Here is a 21418-nt window from a genome sequence, read left to right on the forward strand (position 1 = left end):
GCGGTGGCTTCGCCCACCCAGAGGGACGACCGGGGCGCATGAGCATCGAAATCCGCAACCCGCAGGGACAACCGCTCACCACGGCCGACCGGTCCAACGCGGTGGCCGAATCCCTCAAGCAGATCGCGCGCGTCTCCCGCTTTGCCGACCGCAAGAAGGGCATTCGCTCCTATCAGAGCCACGTCAAGACCGACGCCATCATCCCGGTGCTGTTCCTGGTCTGCTTCGTGATCCCGACCCTGGCCGCCATCGTCTATTACGGGCTCATCGCGTCCGATCGCTACGTCATCGAATCGCGCTTCGCCCTCCGGCCGGCTCTCGGCAATGTCGAGAAGGCCTCGCCCGATCAGGTCGGGACCAATTCGGGTTCCCCGAGCCACCAGATGGTGGCGCAGGACAGCCTGATCGCGATGAACTACATCGTCAGCCGTCCGATGATCGAGGCTATCGAGAAGCATCATTCGGTGCGCGCGATGTTCTCGCGGCCCGATATCGACTACTTATCCCGCTTCGACCCGGAAAAGCCGGTCGAGAAGCTGGTGAAGTACTGGAACGAGCGGGTCCACGCCAAGATCGAGGCCGGCTCCGGCATCATCAACCTGACGGTCACGGCCTTCGATCCGCAGGAAGCCTTCGATCTGTCGAACGCGATCCTGGCCGAGAGCGAGCGCATGGTGAACGCCCTGAGCAGCCGCGCCCGCGACGATGCCGTGGCGGAAAGCTCGCGCGAGCTGAAGCGGGCCGAGGAGCGGATGACCAAGATCCGGACCGAAGTGGCGGCCCTGCGCAACCGGGACGGCGTCCTCGACGCGCAGAAGACCAACGAGAGCAATCTCAAGGTCATCAGCGAACTCCGGACCACCCGCATCAACCTGGCCGTCCAGCTCATCCAGAGCCAGCGCGACCTCTCGCCTGAGACGCGCCGCATCCAGGACATGAAGGCCCAGCTCAAGGACCTCGACGACAACATCGCCCGGATCGAGCGCCAGTCGGCGAGCGAGGACCCGGAGCAGCGCCGGGTGCTGGCCGACGCCCTCACCCGGTTCGAGGCCTTCGATGCCGACCGCATGGAGGCCGAGAAGTACTTCGCCAAGGTGCTGGCCTCGAACGAGCGGGCGCGTATCGTCGCCGCCCGGCAGATCGAGTTCTTCAGCATGATCGTCCCGCCGGTGAAGCCGGAATCGGCGCAGCAGCCCCGTCGCGTTCTGATGATCTGCCTGATCGCAGCGGGCGCCGCCGCCCTGTTCGCGGGCGCCGTGGTCACGCGGAAGTACATGACCTGACAGGTACGGGCCTGAGACCCAGAGGCCGAGGCTTTCAGACGGGCCAGGCCTGCCTGCGCGCGTCGGGTAAGCACCTGCGCCCCGGTATCATCGAATCCGGGCGCGTCCGTCGCCGGTCTTTCTCGGCGTTCAAGGGCTTCCAGTCCCTCATAATCCCGGCCCAGGACGGTCGGTCTGGCCCGGTGTTAACGCTTCGCTAACCCTAAACCCGGCAAAACTTGCCTGGTCCCCGGATCGTTGGGGGCGTGAGGGTGACGATGAGCGAGACGGCCGCCACGCCGGGTCCGGCAGCGGGATTCGGGGGGAGCTTGGGGCATCTCGCGAGCTTCGCGATCCCCAACCGGGCGAACCTGACCGCGCTCTCGAAGCGCACCGATCTGTTCTTCGCCACCGCCGTGATGGGCATCCTCACGGTGCTCATCTTCCCCCTGCCGGCGTTCCTGCTCGACCTCCTGCTGGCGGTCTCGATCATCATCTCGGTGCTGATCATGATGACCGGGCTGTTCATCGACAATCCCCTCGAGTTCACGGTCTTCCCGACCCTGCTCCTGGTCGCGACCCTGCTGCGCCTCGCCCTCAACCTCGCCTCCACCCGGCTCATCCTCGGGCACGGCCACGAAGGCACGGCGGCGGCCGGCCACGTCATCGAGGCCTTCGGCAATTTCGTGATGGGGGGCAACTTCGTCATCGGGATCATCGTCTTCGCGATCCTGATCATCGTGAACTTCGTCGTCATCACCAAGGGTTCGGGCCGCATCGCCGAGGTGGCGGCCCGCTTCACCCTCGATGCGATGCCGGGCAAGCAGATGGCCATCGACGCCGACCTCTCGGCCGGGCTGATCGACGAGAAGGTGGCCAAGGCCCGGCGCGGCGCCCTCGAGGAGGAATCCTCGTTCTTCGGTGCCATGGACGGTGCGTCGAAGTTCGTCCGCGGCGATGCCATCGCGGCGCTGCTCATCACCTTCATCAACGTCATCGGCGGCATCATCATCGGCGTCGCCCAGCAGGGCATGCCGTTCCTGGGGGCGGCCAAGACCTACACCCTGCTCACCATCGGCGACGGGCTGGCCTCGCAGGTTCCGGCCCTCATCGTGTCGGCGGCGGCCGGCATCCTGGTGTCGAAGGCCGGCGTGAAGGGCTCGGCCGACAAGGCGCTCGGCAAGCAGCTCGCGAACTATCCGAAGGCGCTCGGCATGTCGTCGGGCGTCATGGTGCTGATCGCGCTCCTGCCCGGCATGCCGATGCTGCCGTTCCTCGGCCTGGCCGTCGCCTCCGGCTATGCCGCCTGGCACTTCGCCAAGGTCGCCCGCGAGGCGCCGCCCCTCGACGCCGACGGGGCGCCGATGGACGCCTCCGCCGTCGCCGCCGCCCAGGCCGCCAAGGAGGAGACCGTCACCGACCTCCTCAAGCTCGACGATCTCAAGCTGGAGATGGGCTACGCCCTGCTGGCGCTGGTCAACGGCCCGGAAGGGCAGGACCGCCTCACCGACCAGATCAAGGCCCTGCGTCGGCAGCTCGCGGCCGAACTCGGCTTCGTGATGCCGTCGGTCCGCATCCTCGACAACGTCCAGCTCGATGCCAACGCCTACGTGATCCGCGTCAAGGAGATCGAGGCCGGAACGGGCCAGATCTTCCCCGGTCAGTTCATGGCGATGGACCCGATGGGTGGGCAGGTGCAGCTGCCCGGCCAGCACATGCTGGAGCCGACCTTCGGCCTGCCCGCCACCTGGATCGACGCCTCTCTGCGCGATCAGGCCCAGCTCAAGGGCTACACCGTGGTGGACGCCGCCACCGTGGTCTCGACCCATCTCACCGAGATCATCAAAGCCCACGTCTCCGAACTCCTGAACCACGTCGAGGTCCAGAAGCTGCTGCGCGAGGTCTCGAAGGAGCATGCCGACCTCCTCAAGGAGGTCATGCCGAGCCAGATCGGCACCACCGGCATCCAGCGTGTGTTGCAGTTCCTTCTGGCCGAGCGGGTCTCGATCCGCGATCTCGGGGCGATCATCGAGGGCATCGCCGAGGTGGCGGGGCACGTGAAGAACCCGCGCGACATCGTCGAGCACGTCCGCGCCCGGCTCGGGCGCCAGATCTGCGCCCAATACCAGGGGCCGGACGGCATGCTGCCGATCATCACCCTGTCGCCGGCCTGGGAGCAAGCCTTCCTCGACGCGATCGCGGGCGAGCGCGACGAGCGTTATCTCGCGATGCAGCCTTCCAAGCTCTCCGAATTCGTCAACACCGTGCGCGATCGCTTCGAGACCGCCGCCCGCATGGGCGAGATGCCGGTGCTGGTCACCTCGGTCCAGGCCCGGCCCTTCGTGCGCTCGATCATCGAGCGCTTCCGGCGCGAAACGCCGGTGATGAGCCAGGCCGAGATCCATCCGCGCGCCCGGCTGCGCACCGTGGGGTCGGTGTGACCCTCCTCACCCGTCGGGACAGCGAAAAGGGCCTGCCGCCGGGTGCCCCGGTCGGGGCGCTCGGCGACAGGCCCCGGACAAGGCTGCGACGGGGGTGTTCGAAGCGGGATCAGACCGGCTTCTTCTCCATGCGGCGCTCGAGGGCGTTCGCATCGAGGCCCGGGGCGGTAAGGGGGGCGTCGGGCGCGGCGGAATCGTGCGGCTTGTCGCGCAGGGCCGAGGCGAGGCGGTTGCGCTCGTAGAGCAGCACCACGACGACCGAGATCAGGAAGGGCAGCCAGAAATAGAACAGGCGGAAGACCAGGAGCGCGGCGATCACCGAGGGCCGGGCGATGTCGGGCATCGCCACCACGAAGACCAGCTCGAACACGCCGAGGCCGCCCGGCGCGTTGGAGACCAGGGCCGCCGAGAACGACGCCAGGAACACCGCCAGCACCACGAGGAAGCCGGGATTGCCGGCCTCGGGCAGCGCGAAGTAGATGATGCCGGCCGCACCCAGCAGCTCCAGCGGAGCGGCGATGAGCTGGCGCGCCATGATGCGGGGACGCGGATATTCGAGCTTGAACGTGCGGATGGTCAGCGGCTTCAGGTGCAGCAGCGAGCCGATCACGTACAGGGCGACGAAGGCGAGGAGGCCGGCGCCGAGGATGCGGGCGGTGGCGGGGTCGGTCAGGATCGCCGGCAGGTAGCCGTTCAGGCGGGTCAGGGTGTCGGGCAGGACCGTCAGCACGAAGCCGCCGAGCAGGATGGTGCCGAGGCCGAAGGTGAAGGAGCACAGGGCCACCAGCACCGCCACCTGGGCGGCCGACAGGCCCTTGGCGGTGTAGGCGCGATAGCGCACCACCGCGCCGGAAAAGACCGAGGCGCCGATGTTGTGCGACAGCGCGTAGGTGGTGAACGAGCAGACCGAGACGAAGAACCAGCCGATGTGGCGCACGCCGAGATGCAGCAGGGCGATGCGGTCGTACCAGGCCAGGGCCGCGTAGGCGACCAGGGTCGAGAGGGCGGCGAGGAGGAAGCGATGCGTCGGGATCGCCGCGAAGCTGCCCTTGATCTCGGCCATCGAGATGCCGGCCAGTTCCTTGTAGAGCAGGTATCCCGAACAGATCACGGCGGCGAGGCCGATAATCGGCCAGATGAAATCGCTGATCTTCTTCATGGTGGTTCGGACACGCCCCTGGTTCGGGCCTTTCCCTGCACGACGATGCGGCGCATCGCAAGCGAGGTTCGGTCTGGCCCTGGCAGGACCGGCTCATCCCACGGGATCATGACGGTTTCGTGCCGGCTCGCGCCTGCGGCCGGCACGAAACCGGGGGTCAGGCGCGGATGCGCGAGAGGCCGATCCCGTCCATGGCGGCCTGATCGCGGGCGGCCTCGGCCGCGCGCTCGGCGGTCCGCTCGCGGTCGTCGAGGATCTCGATCTTCTTGAGGTCCTCGAAGGCCTCGCCGAGTTCGGCCTTGGCTTCGGCGAGCTGGCCCTCGAGGGCGGCTGCCGATTGGCGCATGTTGTCCCGGCGCGTGGCGGCGGCACGGGCATAGGTCGGGTAGGCGAAATGGGCGGGATCGGAGATGCCGGCGCGGCTCTCCTCGTGGGCGACTTCGCGGTCGAGCTCCAGCGCCATGCGGGTGAAGTCCGCCTTCATCATCTCGATCTGCGTCACGCGGCGACGCTTCTCGTCGACCTGGAAGCGTCGCAGCCGGATCAACGTGTCACGGGATTTCATGGACGGGTTCACTCCACGCAACGCTCGGCCTGCCGGCGCGCGGGGACTGCGCGACCGGACCCGGCTTCAGGATGATTACGTCGGGGTGACCCCTTACGGGGCACCGACAATCTCTGCCAGGCGACGGTAACCCTCGCCGATCGAAGTTGCTTCTTCCTTACCCTGACCCAGAAAAGCCTCCATTTCGGGCATGAGGGCGACCGCTTCGTCGACTTCCGGCGAGGCGCCCGCCCGGTAGGCCCCGAGCCGGATCAGCTCCTCCATGTCGGCATAGGTCGAGAGCAGGCGCCGCGCCCGCCGCACCGTCGGCAGGTGCTCCGGGTCGCAGGCGCGCGGCATGGTGCGGGAGACCGAGCGCAGGACGTTGACCGCCGGATAGCGCCCGCGCTCGGCGATGCCGCGCTCCATCACGATATGCCCGTCGAGGATGCCCCGCACGGCGTCGGCCACCGGTTCGTTGTGGTCGTCGCCCTCGACCAGAACGGTGAATAGGCCCGAGATCGCCCCCTCCCCCGTGCCGGGACCGGCCCGCTCGAGCAGGCGCGGCAACTCGCTGAACACCGTGGGGGTGTAGCCCTTGGCGGTGGGCGGTTCGCCGGCGGCGAGGCCGATGTCGCGCTGGGCCATGGCGAAGCGGGTGATCGAATCGATCATGCACAGCACCTGCGCGCCCTGATCGCGAAAATACTCGGCCATCGCCAGGGTGACGTAGGCGGCGTTGCGGCGCATCAGGGCCGGCTCGTCGGAGGTGGCGACCACCACGACCGACCGGGCCAAGCCCTCGGCGCCGAGATCGTCCTGAAGGAACTCCTGGACCTCGCGCCCGCGCTCGCCGACGAGGCCGATCACCGCCACGTCGGCGGCGGTGTAGCGGGCGAGCATCGACAGCAGCACCGACTTGCCGACGCCGGACCCGGCGAAGATGCCCATGCGCTGGCCGGCGCACATGGTCAGGAAGGTGTTGATGCAGCGGATGCCGAGATCGAGGGGCGGACCGACGCGGCGACGGGCGTGGGCCGGGGGCGGATCGGCGCGCAGGGGATAGATCGCCGGGCCGGGCGGCAACGGCCCCAGCCCGTCGATCGGACGGCCGAGGGCATCGATGGTCCGCCCGAGCCAGGCCGAGGACGGCCGGACCGCGCCGGCGGCCTCGTCGCGCACCATGGCGGGGCAGCCGCGCCGGACGCCCTCGAGGGAGCCGAACGGCATCGCCAGCGCCCGGTCACCCTGAAAGCCGATGATTTCGCAGGGGACGGCGCCGAGACCGTTCTCGACGGCGATGTCGAGGCGGCCGCCGAGGCGCATCGCCGCGACCGGACCCGCCACCTCGATGAGCAGGCCCCGAATCGCCACGACCCGTCCGTAGGTCTCCAGCACCTCGACGCCGTCGAGCGCACCGCGCGCTCCAGCCAGGCGCAAGCGTGCGGCGCTAGGGTCAGGCTGGGTCATCGGTGAATCTCTCAACCATTCATTTACCTCCCTCCTTAACACTGTGGGCATCGGGCTTGTAGCGGGCTGCCGGCCTTGAGCCGGAACCTAAAAAATTTCTCTCCGGACCACACGACGTTTCGGCGTCGTGGCGCCGGAGAGACAGCGCGCAACATGTCCTTGCGGACGAGGCACTTGAGGCGATTTGCAGAGGCTTCGCATCCGACCCGTGACCGGTCTTGTGAGAACAGACCGTCAACGGTTCGAGGCGCGGCCGGCACCTGGGGTGATTTGGGTGCTTGCGTCCGGGAATCAGGGTTTGTTAACGATTAACGAATAGCGTTTCACGTCATAGACGAGGGAGCGTCCGCCACGGGCCGGTGGTGGACGAACAGCGGGGGCTTGCCCGTACGCTGCAGACGGCCGGCTGGGCTGGGGACCGACGATGCGGGTACTTCTGATCGAGGACGACAGCGCAACCGCGCAGAGCATCGAGCTGATGCTCAAGTCCGAGAGCTTCAACACCTACACCACTGACCTCGGCGAGGAGGGGATCGACCTCGGCAAGCTGTATGATTACGACATCATCCTGCTCGACCTGAACCTCCCCGACATGTCGGGCTACGAGGTGCTGCGGAACCTCCGCGTCGCCAAGGTGAAGACCCCCATCCTGATCCTCTCCGGCATGGCCGGCATCGAGGACAAGGTGAAGGGCCTCGGCTTCGGCGCCGACGACTACCTGACGAAGCCGTTCCACAAGGACGAACTCGTCGCCCGCATCCACGCCATCGTGCGCCGCTCGAAGGGCCACGCCCAGTCGGTGATCACCACCGGCGACCTGATCGTGAATCTCGACCAGAAGACCGTCGAGGTCTCCGGGTCCCGCGTCCACCTCACCGGCAAGGAGTACCAGATGCTGGAACTCCTCTCGCTTCGGAAGGGTACGACGCTGACCAAGGAGATGTTCCTCAACCATCTCTACGGCGGCATGGACGAGCCCGAGCTGAAGATCATCGACGTGTTCATCTGCAAGCTTCGGAAGAAGCTGGCCAATGCCTCCTCGGGCAAGAACTACATCGAGACGGTGTGGGGCCGCGGCTACGTGCTGCGCGAGCCCAACGAGGGCGAAGAGCGCATCGCCGTCTGACGAACCCGAGCCAGACGGTGAAACGGCCCCGCGCGAGCGGGGCCTTTTTTGTGTCCGGACCTCAGCGTGTGTGGCGATCAAGGGGCTGTGGTTCCGGGGCGCGGTCGGTTCAGCCGTCGACAGGATCGCGGGGCCTGGCCCCATCGCGCGGATTCACGGTTGCCCGCAATTGCCCACGCACCGCATCCGGCTCTGGTTCACGACGAACGAAGCGACGGCCCGGCGGGGCGTGGCTTTCGGCAACCGGGCTGTTCTAGAGCCCGACCACCCGGCGCAGGGGCGGCGCTGCGGCCGCGCCCGTCTGGGCGGCGGGTGGCAGGAGGCCAGGAGACCCGGCCGCAGGGGACAGGATGCTGCCGGCCGCCGGCCGGGCGGCGGGGGCGCGGCCGGCCTGGACGTAGAGGCCGCGATGCTGGGCGTTCGGAACCAGCTTCTCCGTCAGTCCGATCACGGTCTCGGCCGCGCCGAGCAGCAGGGCTCCGTCCGGGGCCAGGCTGGTGCTCAGGCGGGCAAGGACGTCGCCCTTGGTCGGCGCATCGAAGTAGATCAGCACGTTGCGGCAATAGATGATGTCGAAGGTGCCGAGGCCGTCGAAGGGCTGCAGCAGGTTGAGCGGGCGGTAATCCACCATCTGCCGCAGGGACGCGGAGATGCGCCACTGCTCGCCGACCTGCTCGAAATGCTTGATCAGGGACTGAACCGGCAGACCGCGCTGCACCTCGAAGTGGCTGTAGAGACCGGCCTTCGCCTTCTCCAGCACTTCGGTGGAGAGGTCGGTGCCGATGATGTCGACGGTCCAGCCGGCGAGGCGCGGCGCCGCGTCCTGCAGCATCATCGCGAGGGAATAGGGTTCCTGGCCGGTGGAGGCCGCCGCGCACCAGATCCGCAGGCGGCGCTGGCTGGCGCGCCGGGCCATGGCCTCCGGCAGCAGGACGTCGCGGAACAGGTCGAAGGGCGTGCGGTCGCGGAAGAAGAACGTCTCGTTGGTGGTCATCGCCTCCACCACGGCACGCTCCAGGGCGACGTCGCGGCTGCTCTTGAGGGCCGACACCATCGCGCCCAGGGTGGCGATGTCGAACCGGCGGCAGACCGGGCCGAGGCGGCTCTCGACGAGGTAGCGCTTCTCGCCGCTGAGGGCGAGGCCGGAGCGGGTCTTGAGGTAGGCGCGCAGGAAATCGAATTCGACGTCGGTCATGCGCCCTGCCCCGTCAGAAGATTGCGCAAGGCCGGGCCGATCTCCGCCAGCGGCAGGATGGCCTGGGCCAGGCCCGCCTTGGCGATGCTGCCCGGCATGCCCCAGACGGTGCTGGTCGCTTCGTCCTGGGCCAGCACCGCGGCGCCGGCCTCGGTCAGCGCGCGGGCGCCGCCGGTGCCGTCCGAGCCCATCCCGGTCAGCACCACCGCCAGGGCGGAGGCCCCGAAGATCGTGGCGGCATCCTGGAACAGGACGTCGACGGCCGGGCGGCAGAAATTCACCACCGGGCCGTCGTGCAGGCGGATCGTCACGTCCTGACGACTGCCGCCGAGGCCCATGTGCCGGCCACCGGGCGCCACGTAGATCCGTCCGGGCTGGAGGCGCTCGTCGGCCTTGCCCTCCGCCGCCGGCAGGCCGGTCCGGACGCCGAGATGCTCGGCGAACACCGCGGTGAAGACCGGCGGCATGTGCTGCACGATGAGGACGGGGAACTGGCGCAGGGTGGCGGTGCCGATTTTCTCCAGCACCTCGCCGACGGCGCGCGGGCCGCCGGTGGAGGCGCCGATGAGGAGGACGCGGGGCGCGATGCCGGTGCGGGCCTTCGGACGCAGGACCAGGGGCGACGTCGGCCGCAGGGCCGAGACCGGCGCGGGGGCGGGCATGCCGTGGGCGATTGGGATCGGCGCGCTGGAGGCGCCGCGCTTGCGAGCGCGGGCGGAGCCGAAGATGCGGACCCGCTCGATCAGGTCGGTGCGGAAGGCGTCCGAGGTGGTGACGCCGCGATTGCTCTCGGGCTTCGGGATGTAGTCGACGGCGCCGAGAGCGAGGCAGCGCAGCGAGATGTCGGCGTTGCGGGTCGTCAGGGTCGACATCATGATGACCTGGACGCCGGGGCTCTTGGCGAGCAGCAGCGGCAGGGCCTGGGTGCCGTCGAGTTCCGGCATGTCGATGTCGAGAAGGATCACGTCGGGGTCGTGGCGCGACATCGCCTCCAGGGCGATGCGACCGTTGGCGGCCGTGGCGACGACCTCGTAGCCGGCCTCCCCGATCCAGCGGGCGACGAGCCCGCGCACCACCGCCGAATCGTCTGCGATCAGCACCCGGACGCGCTGCCCCGTCTGGGGCGGCGGGGCCGGATGGGTCGACGCGTAGGTCGGTGCGGTGGCGGCCATCATGAATTCACGGTTTGAGCGACGCGGAAGATCGGTCGGAGGGGAAGAGGGTCCCGGACGGGGCGCGTGGCGCGGCCCGGGGCCGCGTCAGGCCGCGTCGGCCTCGACGGCGAACCCGACCTGGGCCAGCTTCGCCGTGACGATGTCGCGGTCGAACGGCTTCATGATGTACTCGTCGGCCCCGGCATGGAGCGCGCGCGCGATGGCGCCGACGTCGTTCTCGGTGGTGCAGAACAGGACCTTCGGCTTCTCGCCGCCGGGGGATTTCCGCAGCGCCCGCAGGAAATCGTAGCCGTCCATGGTCGGCATGTTCCAGTCGAGCAGGATCGCGTCCGGCATCGTCTCGGTGCAGGCGGTGAGCGCCTTCTCGCCGTCCTCGGCCTCGCCGACCTGGAAGTTCATGGTCTCGAAGATGCGGCGCGCCACCTTCCGGATGACGGCGGAGTCGTCGACGATGAGGCAGGTTTTCATCGGTTCAGTCTCCCCTTGCGCGCTCACGCTGCACCGGCGGTGCGGGCGGTCGTTCCGAAAGCCAGGAGGGCGTCGACGTCGAGGATGACGAGGAGGCGGCCGTCGAGGCGGTGCACGCCGAGGGTGAGGTCGCGCCAGCGGGCATCGAGATTGATCGGGACCGGCTCATGCGTCTCGGCTCCGAGCTTCAGCACCTCGCCGACCCCGTCCACGATGAGCGCGAAGGTCTCGCCGCCCTGTTCCAGGCCGATGGCCATCTGGGCCGCGTCGCCGGTCCGGGCCGGCATGCTGAGGCGGCGGCGCAGGCACAGGGCGGTGACCACGCGGCCGCGCAGGTTGAGCAACCCGACGATCTCGGGCGGCGACAGCGGCACCGGCGTGACACCGGCCGGGATGAAGACGTCGTGGACCCGGTCGATGGCGAGACCGAACATCGTCTCGCCGACGAAGACGGTGACGAAATCACGGGTGCCGCCGGCATCCGAGGCATTGGTGTTGGCAGCCTGCATCATGGGCGTGAACTCCGAAGGGGGCTGTGCGATCAGGCGGCGGCGGCGACGGCGGCGAGGCTGGGCGCGTCCAGCTCCGCCAGCGCCGAGATCAGCCCGCTGCGGTCGAACTTCGCCACCAGATCGGCGATGCCGAGCGTGCGTGCCCGTTCGATGGCTTCGGCCCCGATGGTGCCGGACAGGCCGATCACCGGAAGGCTGGCGACGCGACCCTCGACCTTGCGCATGGCGCCGACGAGATCGAAGCCGCTGCGGCCCGGCATTTCGAGATCGCACACCACCACGTCGACGCGGCCGTTCGACAGCAGGGTCGCCACCGCTTCGTCGGCGCTGGCGGCGGTGATGACGCTGTAGCCGGCGGCCTTGAGCACCGGGCTCAGCATGTCGCGGAAGAAGGCGGAATCGTCGACGAGGAGGAGGGTCGAGCTGTGCTTGACCGGCTTCTTCGGGCCGCGCGCCCAGTCGTCGTAGGCGAGCGGCAGGAAGTGGGCGATGTTGATGATCTCCGTGGCGCGGCCGCGCAGAACGGCGGAGCCGATCAGGTCCGAGCGCTCGGCGGCGATCTCGACGTCGAGGCGTTCCTCGACGATGTCGACGATCTCGTCGACCACGAGGCCCATGGCCCGCTCGCCGTCGGAGAACACCACCAGGGCCTGGGTGCCGGAGCTGCGGATCTCGATAGACGGATCGGCCGGCACCAGCGGCATCAGGCGACCGCGATACTGGATCAGCGGGCGTCCGCCGACCCATTCCACCTTGGCCGATTCGATCTCTTCGAGACGGGTCACCAGTGAGAGCGGAACCGCCTTGAAGCTGCCGGCGCCGCCCTTGAAGACGAGCAGCGTGGACTTGGCATCGGCGGCTTCGATCTCCTCGACCTCGGCCTCGACCGGGATCGCGCCGGACTGCGAGCCCTGGCTGACCTGCTGGGCGATGCCGTTCGGATCGACGATGAGCACGACGGCGCCGTCGCCCAGGATGGTGTTGCCGGCGAAGAGCGGCAGGTGGCGCAGCTTCGAGGACATCGGCTTCACGACGATCTCTTCCGTGTGGAAGACTTCGTCGACCAGGATGCCGAAGCGCTGGCGGCCGACCTGGGCCACCACCACGAAGCCGGAATCGACGGCGTCGGCGGCCTGATCCTGACCGAGCACGCCCGTCAGGGTGACGATCGGCAGCAGGCGCTCGCGCAGGCGCAGAACCGGCGAACCGTTGATGCGCTCGACCTTCTGCGCGGTCGCCTTGTCGACCCGCACCAGCTCCAGCACCGCCACCTGAGGCACCGCGAAGCGCTGCTCGCCGGCCTTCACGATGAGGGCGGCGATGATCGCGAGGGTGAGCGGGATCTTGATGGTGAAGGTGGTGCCGCGGCCGAGCTGGGTGTTGATGTCGATGACACCGCCGATCAGCTCGATGTTGGTCTTGACGACGTCCATGCCGACGCCGCGGCCCGAGACCGAGGTGATGGCGGCGGCGGTGGAGAAGCCCGGGTGGAAGATGAACTTCGCCACCTGGGCATCGGTCATGCGCTCGACCTCGGCCTGGCTCGCGACCTTGCGCTCGACGGCCTTGCGGCGGATGGCGGCGAGGTCGAGACCCTTGCCGTCGTCGGCGATCTCGATCGTGATGGTGCCGCCCTCATGGTAGGCGGAGAGGCGGATCGTGCCGCGCACCGGCTTGCCGGCGGCCTTGCGGTCGGCCGAGGACTCGATGCCGTGATCGGCCGAGTTGCGCACCATGTGGGTGAGCGGATCCTTGATCACCTCCAGGACCTGACGGTCCAGTTCGGTCTCGGCGCCGCTCATGACGAGCTCGATCTGCTTGCCGAGTTCGGACGACAGGTCGCGGACCACGCGCGGCAGCTTCTGCCAGGCATTGCCGATCGGCTGCATGCGCGTCTTCATGACGCCCTCCTGCAACTCGGCCGTCACGTGGCTGAGGCGCTGGAGCGGCACCTTGTAGGTGGAATCGTCGTGCCGGCGGGCGATTTCGAGGAGCTGATTGCGGGTCAGCACCAGCTCCGACACCATCGTCATGAGGTGTTCGAGGGTGTCGACATTGACCCGGATGGTCTGGACCTTCGCGATCGCGCCCTCGCCGTCCGAGGCGGCGGGCGCATCGGCGGATTTCGCGGGCGCCTCGGTCACCGGGGCTTCGGCGGCCCGGACCGGCATCGGGGCGGGCGCCTCGGGCTCCGGTGCCAGAGCGACGGGCTCGGGTGCGGCCGCCACGGGGGCGTCGAACGGATCGGGACCCTCGGCCTCCATGAAGGCGCGCTCGAGATCCTCCAGGGTGACTTCGCCGGGCTTCAGTTCGCGGATGACGGGGTCGGGCAGCTTGATCTCGGGGGCGGGCGCCGGAGCGGCCGGCGCGATCGGTGCCGAGGCCATCACCTCGAGGGCGCCGATGAGGTCGTCGTCGCTGCCGGTCGGCTCGGTGCCGGTGGCTTCGAGATCGCCGAGAATCGCCTTCAGGCGGTCCAGGGTGACGAGGATGAGGCTGACCGCGGGACCGGTGACCGGCATGCCGTCGCGGAACTGACCCATCAGGGTCTCGGCGGCGTGGGCCAGCGCTTCGAGGCGCGGCAGGCCGAGGAACCCGCAGGTGCCCTTGATGGTATGGACGAGGCGGAAGATATTCCGCAGGATCGTCTGGTTGTTCGGATCCTGCTCGAACCGGACGAGTTCGGCATCGACCGTATCGAGATGCTCGGCGCTCTCGGTCAGGAACTCACGCAACAAGTCGTCCATGAGGGGTACTCAGTCCATACGCGCACTACAGTCTGTGCAGGACGGAGCTTGGACCCGAACCAGTTAGGGAAGGGTTTCACCGCATGGATCAAAGTGGGAGACCGCGATAATATTTGTTGATCTCCCGCCTATCCGCCTTGGGGCAGGCTTTTTCCGGGGTCTTGCCCGGCCTCAGGCGAGGGCCGTCTCGGGCGGCTCGGAATCCGAGGGACGGTCGTCCTCGATGGCCTTCGGGGCCAGGGCATGGGCGTCGGGGGCCGGCGCGACGGATTTCGGCGTCGCTTCGATCGTCACCGTGTCGCCCTCGATCGAGAAGCGCACATCCATGTTGGCCGCGCGGGAGACGAGGCCGGCATAGAACGGCAGGATGCCGTGGGCGTCGACGGTGCCGCCCTCCGGGGTTCCGGCGATCATCGCCTCGACATGAGCAGGGATGCGGGCATGCGAGCCCTTGCTCTTGAGGACGAGGGTCGGCGCCTCGCCGTCGCCCCGCACCACCACGTCGATGAGGCCGCCGCGCGGGATCGCGCTCTGGGCGATCATCACGAGGTTGAGGAGCAGCTTGACCTTGTTCTTCGGATAGAGCGCCTGCGGCGCGCTCCAGGCGAGCTGCGTCTTGTCGTCGACGAACATGCCGCGCGACACCTTCTCGGCGTCGGCGAGATCGATCGAGGCTCCGGCCGAGCCGGCCGCGCCGAAGGCGATGCGGGCGAATTGCAGCCGGGCCGAGGCCTGGCGCGCGCTCTTGGCGATCAGCTCCAGGGCGAATTCGCGCATGGAGGTGTCGCTCTCGTCCTCCAGAACCTCCAGGCCGTTCACGATGGCGCCCACCGGGCTGATCACATCGTGGCAGACGCGCGAGCACAGCAGGGCGGACAGGTCGAGGGCGTCGAGATCGAGGGGGGTCATGGTGCGCTCCGCGCAGGCGTTTCGGGGCCGCGTCCGGTCGTGAACGGCACCGATAGACGGCGCCGATTGCTTTGAAAAGCGTCTCGGCCCGTCGCGATCCGGGTCGACAAGGGTCTGTGGCACGGGCATCATAGGCAGTATTATGTCGATTGATGCTCCGACGCGCGACCGTATTGCCGCCACCCTGATGGAAATTGCCTGCCGGGCAGGCGAAATCCTGAAACGGCATCACGGCGGCGATTGTCCGCACGTGGTCAAGCTCGACGGATCGCCGTCGAGCCAGGCGGATGCGGAATCCGAAGCTTTCATCCTCGCCGAACTCGCCCGGCACTGGCCGGGCATCCCGGTGATCGCAGAGGAATCGACCTACGATCATCCGCCCGCGCCGCTGTTCTTCCTGGTCGATCCCCTCGACGGTACCCGCGACTTTCTTGCCGGCAACGCCGAGTACAGCGTCAATATCGGGCTGGTCGCCGGCAATCGGCCGATCGCCGCCGCCCTCGCGGCTCCCGGCCTCGCCCGGGTCTGGGGCGCGGGCGCGCAGGCCTTCGAGGCCGAGATCCACGACGGACGCCTCGGCGAGCGGCTGCCCATCGGGGTCCGGCCGATGCCGGACAAGGGCCTCGTCGCCCTGCGCAGCAACCGCCACGGCGATGTCGAGACCGAAGCCTGCCTGGGGGCTCTCAGGGTGAGTGCCACCCGCTCGGCCGCCTCCGCCCTGAAGTTCTGCCTGATCGCCTCCGGCGAGGCCGACATCTACGTGCGCTGCGGCCCGACCATGGAATGGGATACGGCGGCCGGGGACCACATCCTCACGGTCGCGGGCGGCTGCGTCGTCGCGCCGGCCGGACGGCCGATGACCTACGGCCATTACACCCGCAACTACCGCAACGGTCCGTTCGCGGCCCTGGGCGACGCCCGATACGCCGAAAACCTCGTCCTGCCCGAGCGCAGTCCGGCCGGGCGCCCTTCGGAGCGGCGCTCCGCCCAGGGCGAGAGCCGGGTCTGAGCCCGCGTCCCGGCGCTCAGTCCGACAGGTTCCGGTCGCGCTGATCCTGCAGGGTCGGCCAGCGAGCCTCGGCCCGGGGGGCGAGGCTCGGATCGGCCATCGCCTGCGCCCGGTGCGCTTCGTTGCGGAACAGGTAGAGCCGATCGCCGCCGTCCGGACCCGACAGTCGCGCGAAGATCAGCGGGTCCGTGTCGACGAGGCGCCCGTCCAGGATGCCGACCGCATCGAAGCCGCCGAGGCGGGGTGCGTAGGCGATCGGATCGCGGCGGAAGGCTTCCAGGTTTCCGGCGCGCGCGAAGCGCCAGGTCCGGCCATGCCAGGCCCATTCGTAAGCCGGGCGCCCCGCCTCGGGTCCGTCGAGGAAGTAGCTGACCGCATCGAAGCCGTTCAGGGCGATCGGGCCGGCCGGCAGGTCGACCAGGCTGGCGGCCCGGGCGATGATCGGGTGTCCGACGCCGGCGGCGGCGAGGAGCCAGTGACGGCGTGTTAACCACATGTTGCTTTGTTTCGCATCATGGTCGCCAAAATCGGTTGCCGGAACCGGTCGGCAGATCCGGTTGCGGCCTTCGCCGGGGATCGGAGCGCACCGACACGGGGTGACATCCGCCCCCAGGGTTGTCCCGCGATGGATAGCGCGGCCTCGGTTAGCAAGACGATACCGCCTCGCATCGGCGGCAGGGATAAGCAGGAGGGACGAGGCATGACGTCGAACCATCGGGCCGCCCGTGCCCTCTCAGCGCCCCGCCCCGCGACGCGGCGCGGTTTCGTCGGCGGCCTCGCGGGCGCGCTGCTCCTCGGTGTGTCGCCGCGTGCGCTCGCCGCCGTCGAAGGCGGGCCGGGCACGTTCCGTCCGGAGGAGCTGGTCGATAACGGCCACCGCTTCTTCGGGTCGATGTCGCGGGGTCTGGCGAAACTCGTCGAGGAGGCGACCCGCCGCTGGGGCGAGCCGAATGGCTACATCCTGGGCCAGGAAGCGTCCGGCGCCATCGTGGGCGGCGTCCGCTACGGCGAGGGCACGCTCTACACCCGCAATGCCGGACAGCGCCGCATCTACTGGCAGGGGCCGTCGATCGGCTTCGATGTCGGCGGTGACGGCGACCGCACCATGATGCTGGTCTACAATCTTCCGGCCGTCTCGGGCCTGTATCGCCGCTTCGGCGGCGTCGACGGATCGGCCTACCTCGTCGGCGGCTTCGGCATGACGGCGGTCACGGCCGACAACATCGTGGTCGTGCCGATCCGGACCGGTGTCGGCGCCCGCCTCGGCATCAATATCGGCTACCTGAAATTCACCAGCAAACCGACCTGGAACCCGTTCTGACCCGGACGCCCGGCGCTGCGGCAGCGGGTCGCAGCCGGCGAGGTGCCGAACCGTCCCGAGCGGCCCGGGCGGCGGCGCATAGGGGGTCCGTCTTCGTGGTTTGCGCCGAAGTCCTGCCGTCGGTCACCGATGCCGCCTCGGCTTTCTGAGAGAGCCTTGCCCATCCCGGGGAGAAATGAGCTAAACAGGCGTCCCAGGGGCGACGGTGCCGGGCGCATCGGGCGCCGTTCCCGTCCACGGCGTCTTGGGTGAGCGTTACCGCGTGATCGAAACCGTGATGATCTTCGCGCTCGGCTTCCTCGCCGCCAGCCTGTGCGCGCTGCTGCTGCTGCCCGCCGTGAACGCGCGGGCCGCCCGCCTGTCCGAGCGCCGCCTGCAGGCACGCCTGCCCCTCTCGATCACCGAAGTGGCGGCCGAGAAGGATTACCTGCGGGCGCAATTCGCCGTCGCCCAGCGCCGCCTGGAGCGGAAGGTCGAGGCGGTGGCCGCCCATCGCCACGCCGACCTCGCCGCCATCGGGGCACGGACGATGGAGGCCGCCGCCCTGACCCGGACGGTGGAGGCGCGCGACGCCACCCTCAGCGAGCGCGAAGCGGTGATCGCGGCGACGCGGGCGACCTTGAACGCGGTCGAGCGCGATCTCGAAACGGCCCGCCAGGACACCGCCCTCGGCATCGCCACGCTGCAGGTGCTGGAGGAGGCCCACCGGGACGTCCTCGACGACCTCATCGCCCTCCGCTCCGGGCCGGTCCAGCCGGGCGGCGCGACCGACACCGCCGATGCGGGCAGGGATGTCACGGATCTCACCGCCGCGCTGGTGGCCGAGCGCGAAACCCTGCGGGCCAGCCTCGCGGCGGCCGAAAAAGCCCTCGCCGAGGTGATGGCCCGCCGCGACGGCGAGGCTGCCGACCTCCGGCGCCGGATCTCGGACGTGGCCGACGGCCTGATGCAGCGCGAGCGCCTGCCGCCGGCCTCGGCCTTCTCGCTCCCGGCCCAGACCAACTGAGGGTTCGGCCACGAACCCGGATCAACCGACGGATCGGCCGCCAAACCCATGTGGCGGCCTGAGGCGTCGTCATGTGCGCCGGAAAACGTGGCGGCCGTTGCGCGGACCGGAAATCGCGGCGTAGAAAGCCGCCTGACCACGCGGCGACCACCCGCGCGCCTTGTTTCGACCATGTCGGCGCTTCATCGGATCGCCCATTCCCTGTTTTTGAGACGGACTGCGCCCATCATGGCCCTTAAGCTCACGTCGCTTGCCCTCGTCCTCGCCGGAACGGCCTCCATCCTGGCCGCGCCGGCCCTCGCTCAGCCGGCCGCCCAGCCGCAGGGGGCCGCGGCACCCCAGACCAAGCGGGGCAACGAGACACTGAAGAAGTACTGCACCGGCGACTACCTGACCTATTGCGGCAATCTCGCCACCGACGATCCGGCCCTGGACAAGTGCTTCCAGACCAACTGGACCAAGCTGTCCGAGAATTGCCGTCGCGCCATCGACGTCTACCAGAAGACCGACGGCAAGAAGAAGGGCTGAGCCTCGTCGAACGCCAAGCGGGACAGCGTCGCCGTCGTGCTCGCCTCGCGATGCCGCAACGGCTATGCTGTCCGCCACCGCGTTTCGGATCGCCAAGCGTTGATGTTCCTCCCCGCCCGCCATCTGCCGACGATCGCCCTGGTCGGTCTCATCGCGCTCGGCGCCTCGGCCTGCGGCCGTCGCGGCGCGCTCGAGCCGCCGCCGGGCACCGAGGCCGCGCGCTCGTTCGCCCGCCCGGGTCTGCCCGGCGTCGCGAGCCCCCGCGCCCTGCCGCAGAGCGTCGGCCTCGGTGGCGGTACTGCGGCGCCGGATCCGGAGGCCGTGCGGGCGGGCGACGAACTCGACACCCTGGCGGTGCCGGGCTCCGGGGCTGAGGCACCGGTGAAGACGACCCGCGGCGCCAAACGCGGCTACGTCGTTCCCAACCGGCCTTTCCTGCTCGATCCCCTGCTGTAGAAGCGGGTCACCAAGCTCCTCCCCCTCCCCCGTGCGGAGCGGCGCGCCTCGCGGTGCGCCGTGCCCGGACGATGATCCCGGTCGGGACGCTCGCAGGCAGGCCGATGCACCACTTCCACTATCGCGATGGCCGTCTTCGGGCCGAGGATGTCGATCTGACCGCCCTCGCCGAGGAGGTCGGGACGCCGTTCTACTGCTATTCGACCGCCACGCTGGAGCGTCACTACGGCGTCTTCGCCGAAGCGTTCGGGGGCGATGACGCCCTGGTGTGCTACGCCATGAAGGCGAACTCCAATCAGGCCGTGCTGACGACCCTGGCGCGCCTCGGCGCCGGGATGGACATCGTGTCCGAGGGCGAGTTGCGCCGGGCGCTGGCGGCCGGCGTCGATCCGCAGCGCATCGTGTTCTCCGGCGTCGGCAAGACCCGCGGCGAGATGGCCGCCGCCCTCAAGGCCGGCATCTACTGCTTCAACGTCGAGAGCGAGCCCGAACTGGCCGAACTCTCCGCCGTGGCCACCAGCCTCGGTCTGACCGCGCCGATCTCGATCCGGGTCAACCCCGATGTCGATGCCGGCACCCATGCCAAGATCTCGACCGGCAAGTCCGAGAACAAGTTCGGCATTCCATTGAGCCGAGCCCGGGCGGTCTATGCCCATGCGGCGACGCTGCCGGGCCTCGCCATCTCCGGCGTCGACATGCATATCGGCAGCCAGATCACCGATCTGGCGCCCTTCGACCATGCCGCCGGCCTGCTCGCGGGGCTTGCGCGCGACCTGATGGCCGAGGGCCATCCGCTCCACCACATCGATTTCGGCGGCGGCCTCGGCATCCCCTACCGCGACGACAACGCCCCGCCGCCGGAGCCGGCCGCGCTCTCCGCCATCCTGCGCCCGCATTTCGCGCCGCTCGGCCTGCGCCCGGTGTTCGAGATCGGCCGGATGATCGCCGGCAATGCCGGTATCCTGGTCACGCGGGTGATCTATGTGAAGCGCACCGAGGGCCGGACCTTCGTCATCGTCGACGCGGCGATGAACGACCTTATCCGCCCCACCCTCTACGACGCCTATCATGGCCTGCGCCCGGTCACGGAGCCGACACCCAAGACGCCCCGCCTCGTCGCCGACGTGGTCGGACCGGTCTGCGAGAGCGGCGACTACGTGGCGCTCGCTCGCGAGATGCCGGAGGTCGCCCCCGGCGACCTGATCGCCATCATGAGCGCCGGGGCCTATGGGGCGGTCCAGGCCGGCACCTACAATTCGCGCCTGCTGGTGCCGGAGGTGCTGGTGCGGGGCGCCGACGCGGCGGTGGTGCGGCCGCGCCAGAGCTACGACGACCTGATCGGCCTCGACCGGGTGCCCGGCTGGCTCACCCCGCAGGCCTGACCGTCACGCCGCCAGTTCGCCCTCGATGCGGCTGACAGCCTCCTCGGGGACATCCAGGGTCTCGGCGAGACGCTTCAGGAACTCGCGCTCCTGCAGGGTGTCGGCCAGCACCGAGAGACGGACGGCGGCGTAGATCCGCGCCGCCTGTTCCGGCGTCTTCACGGCGTCCCCGATCTCGTCGAGATCGACCGGGTCGGCGATCTCGGCCTCCAGCCACGCCGCTCCGTCGGTGGCCAAGCCCGAGGCCTGCACCGCCGCGTCGAGACGCTGACGCTCGTCCTTGTCGATCAGGCCGTCCGCCAGGGTGGCGGCCACCATCGCCCGCAGCATGATACGAGCCTCGTCCTCGCCCACCGTAGGGGCCGAAGCGTCGGCGGCGGGAGCCGCTGCCGCCTCCGGCGCGCCCGGCCCCCGCAGGGCCCGCGCCGCGAGACCCGCCACCAGGGCAAGGCCCCCGAGGGCCGCCGTCGCCGCGAGGCTGCCGCGCCGCGAGCGGACCAGAGCATCGACGAGGGGTTTGACATCGACCATGGCGGGCATCCTTCCGGCGTTCTGAAAATCGTGGCAGCAACCCGCGAGAGGCACGACCGGTTCAGATCGATCCCTCGAACGATCGGACCGCTTTCGACAGGACCCCTCCCCTGGGCTGATTTGACCCCGCCGCACGGCGCCTCCACCATGCTAGCCTGATCGGCAGGCATGCCGCCG

General features: G+C 69.3%; 20 protein-coding genes. 9 read left to right on the forward strand and 11 right to left on the reverse strand.

Annotated features, from left to right (window positions below; translation table 11 throughout):
* Positions 1–38 precede the first annotated feature (38 nt).
* Positions 39–1283, forward strand: a complete 1245-nt coding sequence (locus ACV7NL_RS20845) for a KpsE/RkpR family capsule polysaccharide export protein (RefSeq protein ID WP_056481800.1) — start codon at positions 39–41, stop codon at positions 1281–1283.
* Positions 1284–1540: 257 nt separating this feature from the next.
* Positions 1541–3703 carry a flagellar biosynthesis protein FlhA gene (gene flhA / locus ACV7NL_RS20850; RefSeq protein WP_056481797.1) on the forward strand — a complete coding sequence of 721 codons (2163 nt, stop codon included), beginning with the start codon at positions 1541–1543 and terminating at the stop codon, positions 3701–3703.
* Between the two features lie 109 nt (positions 3704–3812).
* Here flhA and ACV7NL_RS20855 read toward each other — a convergent pair whose 3' ends face one another.
* From ACV7NL_RS20855 to fliI, 3 genes are all read right to left on the reverse strand, one after another.
* Positions 3813–4862 (reverse strand): lysylphosphatidylglycerol synthase domain-containing protein, encoded by a 1050-nt coding sequence (locus ACV7NL_RS20855; RefSeq protein ID WP_247634446.1) that lies wholly within the window; start codon positions 4860–4862, stop codon positions 3813–3815.
* Between the two features lie 157 nt (positions 4863–5019).
* The gene (gene fliJ, locus ACV7NL_RS20860; RefSeq protein ID WP_056190161.1) at positions 5020–5427 is read right to left on the reverse strand and encodes a flagellar export protein FliJ; all 408 of its coding nucleotides are present in this window, start codon (positions 5425–5427) and stop codon (positions 5020–5022) included.
* A gap of 93 nt (positions 5428–5520) precedes the next feature.
* Complete coding sequence (gene fliI, locus ACV7NL_RS20865; protein ID WP_463356759.1) at positions 5521–6876, reverse strand: flagellar protein export ATPase FliI; 1356 nt, start codon at positions 6874–6876, stop codon at positions 5521–5523.
* 424 nt (positions 6877–7300) lie between these two features.
* On the opposite strand from fliI, the gene ctrA reads away from it, so the two are divergent.
* The gene (gene ctrA / locus ACV7NL_RS20870; protein WP_019903129.1) at positions 7301–8002 is read left to right on the forward strand and encodes a response regulator transcription factor CtrA; all 702 of its coding nucleotides are present in this window, start codon (positions 7301–7303) and stop codon (positions 8000–8002) included.
* Between the two features lie 253 nt (positions 8003–8255).
* Here the strand turns inward: ctrA and ACV7NL_RS20875 are convergent, their stop codons facing one another.
* From ACV7NL_RS20875 to chpT, 6 genes are all read right to left on the reverse strand, one after another.
* Positions 8256–9197, reverse strand: a complete 942-nt coding sequence (locus tag ACV7NL_RS20875) for a CheR family methyltransferase (protein ID WP_463356760.1) — start codon at positions 9195–9197, stop codon at positions 8256–8258.
* Entirely contained in the window at positions 9194–10369 is a 1176-nt protein-coding gene (locus tag ACV7NL_RS20880; protein WP_443136790.1) for a protein-glutamate methylesterase/protein-glutamine glutaminase, read from the reverse strand. The genes ACV7NL_RS20875 and ACV7NL_RS20880 overlap by 4 nt, the downstream gene beginning before the upstream one ends.
* Positions 10370–10456: 87 nt before the next feature.
* Complete coding sequence (locus ACV7NL_RS20885; RefSeq protein WP_056481788.1) at positions 10457–10840, reverse strand: response regulator; 384 nt, start codon at positions 10838–10840, stop codon at positions 10457–10459.
* Between the two features lie 23 nt (positions 10841–10863).
* Positions 10864–11349, reverse strand: a complete 486-nt coding sequence (locus tag ACV7NL_RS20890) for a chemotaxis protein CheW (protein WP_463357186.1) — start codon at positions 11347–11349, stop codon at positions 10864–10866.
* A 32-nt stretch (positions 11350–11381) separates the two neighbouring features.
* Positions 11382–14099 (reverse strand): hybrid sensor histidine kinase/response regulator, encoded by a 2718-nt coding sequence (locus ACV7NL_RS20895; RefSeq protein WP_463356761.1) that lies wholly within the window; start codon positions 14097–14099, stop codon positions 11382–11384.
* Between the two features lie 171 nt (positions 14100–14270).
* Positions 14271–15008, reverse strand: a complete 738-nt coding sequence (gene chpT / locus ACV7NL_RS20900) for a histidine phosphotransferase ChpT (RefSeq protein WP_463356762.1) — start codon at positions 15006–15008, stop codon at positions 14271–14273.
* Positions 15009–15150: 142 nt separating this feature from the next.
* Here chpT and ACV7NL_RS20905 point away from each other — a divergent pair, with 142 nt between their 5' ends.
* Positions 15151–16017 (forward strand): 3'(2'),5'-bisphosphate nucleotidase CysQ family protein, encoded by an 867-nt coding sequence (locus ACV7NL_RS20905; protein WP_463356763.1) that lies wholly within the window; start codon positions 15151–15153, stop codon positions 16015–16017.
* A 16-nt stretch (positions 16018–16033) separates the two neighbouring features.
* On the opposite strand, the gene ACV7NL_RS20910 is transcribed toward ACV7NL_RS20905, so the two are convergent.
* Entirely contained in the window at positions 16034–16513 is a 480-nt protein-coding gene (locus ACV7NL_RS20910) for a hypothetical protein (protein ID WP_247634450.1), read from the reverse strand.
* A gap of 204 nt (positions 16514–16717) precedes the next feature.
* Between ACV7NL_RS20910 and ACV7NL_RS20915 the strand changes: the two genes are divergently transcribed.
* The 5 genes from ACV7NL_RS20915 to lysA all read left to right on the forward strand — a co-directional run bounded on the left by ACV7NL_RS20915 (position 16718) and on the right by lysA (position 20710).
* A complete protein-coding gene (locus tag ACV7NL_RS20915; RefSeq protein WP_056190172.1) occupies positions 16718–17338 on the forward strand; it encodes a DUF1134 domain-containing protein in 621 nt (206 codons plus the stop codon).
* Between the two features lie 262 nt (positions 17339–17600).
* Positions 17601–18344, forward strand: coding sequence for a hypothetical protein (locus tag ACV7NL_RS20920; protein WP_082508137.1), 744 nt, complete (start codon positions 17601–17603; stop codon positions 18342–18344).
* 228 nt (positions 18345–18572) lie between these two features.
* Positions 18573–18872, forward strand: a complete 300-nt coding sequence (locus ACV7NL_RS20925; RefSeq protein ID WP_056190176.1) for a hypothetical protein — start codon at positions 18573–18575, stop codon at positions 18870–18872.
* A gap of 102 nt (positions 18873–18974) precedes the next feature.
* Positions 18975–19328, forward strand: coding sequence for a hypothetical protein (locus ACV7NL_RS20930; RefSeq protein ID WP_056190178.1), 354 nt, complete (start codon positions 18975–18977; stop codon positions 19326–19328).
* 104 nt (positions 19329–19432) lie between these two features.
* A complete protein-coding gene (gene lysA, locus ACV7NL_RS20935) occupies positions 19433–20710 on the forward strand; it encodes a diaminopimelate decarboxylase (protein WP_056190180.1) in 1278 nt (425 codons plus the stop codon).
* Between the two features lie 3 nt (positions 20711–20713).
* Here the strand turns inward: lysA and ACV7NL_RS20940 are convergent, their stop codons facing one another.
* Positions 20714–21241 (reverse strand): DUF533 domain-containing protein, encoded by a 528-nt coding sequence (locus tag ACV7NL_RS20940; protein WP_056190182.1) that lies wholly within the window; start codon positions 21239–21241, stop codon positions 20714–20716.
* Positions 21242–21418 lie beyond the last annotated feature (177 nt).

Source organism: Methylobacterium sp. Ger2507, from assembly GCF_055231875.1.

Bases quoted from the DNA above. Each gene is read 5' to 3' on its own strand.
- ACV7NL_RS20845 (WP_056481800.1), top strand. From the start codon at position 39: ATGAGCATCGAAATCCGCAACCCGCAGGGACAACCGCTCACCACGGCC.
- flhA (WP_056481797.1), top strand. From the start codon at position 1,541: ATGAGCGAGACGGCCGCCACGCCGGGTCCGGCAGCGGGATTCGGGGGG.
- ACV7NL_RS20855 (WP_247634446.1), bottom strand. From the start codon at position 4,862: ATGAAGAAGATCAGCGATTTCATCTGGCCGATTATCGGCCTCGCCGCC.
- fliJ (WP_056190161.1), bottom strand. From the start codon at position 5,427: ATGAAATCCCGTGACACGTTGATCCGGCTGCGACGCTTCCAGGTCGAC.
- fliI (WP_463356759.1), bottom strand. From the start codon at position 6,876: ATGACCCAGCCTGACCCTAGCGCCGCACGCTTGCGCCTGGCTGGAGCG.
- ctrA (WP_019903129.1), top strand. From the start codon at position 7,301: ATGCGGGTACTTCTGATCGAGGACGACAGCGCAACCGCGCAGAGCATC.
- ACV7NL_RS20875 (WP_463356760.1), bottom strand. From the start codon at position 9,197: ATGACCGACGTCGAATTCGATTTCCTGCGCGCCTACCTCAAGACCCGC.
- ACV7NL_RS20880 (WP_443136790.1), bottom strand. From the start codon at position 10,369: ATGGCCGCCACCGCACCGACCTACGCGTCGACCCATCCGGCCCCGCCG.
- ACV7NL_RS20885 (WP_056481788.1), bottom strand. From the start codon at position 10,840: ATGAAAACCTGCCTCATCGTCGACGACTCCGCCGTCATCCGGAAGGTG.
- ACV7NL_RS20890 (WP_463357186.1), bottom strand. From the start codon at position 11,349: ATGCAGGCTGCCAACACCAATGCCTCGGATGCCGGCGGCACCCGTGAT.
- ACV7NL_RS20895 (WP_463356761.1), bottom strand. From the start codon at position 14,099: ATGGACGACTTGTTGCGTGAGTTCCTGACCGAGAGCGCCGAGCATCTC.
- chpT (WP_463356762.1), bottom strand. From the start codon at position 15,008: ATGACCCCCCTCGATCTCGACGCCCTCGACCTGTCCGCCCTGCTGTGC.
- ACV7NL_RS20905 (WP_463356763.1), top strand. From the start codon at position 15,151: ATGTCGATTGATGCTCCGACGCGCGACCGTATTGCCGCCACCCTGATG.
- ACV7NL_RS20910 (WP_247634450.1), bottom strand. From the start codon at position 16,513: ATGTGGTTAACACGCCGTCACTGGCTCCTCGCCGCCGCCGGCGTCGGA.
- ACV7NL_RS20915 (WP_056190172.1), top strand. From the start codon at position 16,718: ATGACGTCGAACCATCGGGCCGCCCGTGCCCTCTCAGCGCCCCGCCCC.
- ACV7NL_RS20925 (WP_056190176.1), top strand. From the start codon at position 18,573: ATGGCCCTTAAGCTCACGTCGCTTGCCCTCGTCCTCGCCGGAACGGCC.
- ACV7NL_RS20930 (WP_056190178.1), top strand. From the start codon at position 18,975: ATGTTCCTCCCCGCCCGCCATCTGCCGACGATCGCCCTGGTCGGTCTC.
- lysA (WP_056190180.1), top strand. From the start codon at position 19,433: ATGCACCACTTCCACTATCGCGATGGCCGTCTTCGGGCCGAGGATGTC.
- ACV7NL_RS20940 (WP_056190182.1), bottom strand. From the start codon at position 21,241: ATGGTCGATGTCAAACCCCTCGTCGATGCTCTGGTCCGCTCGCGGCGC.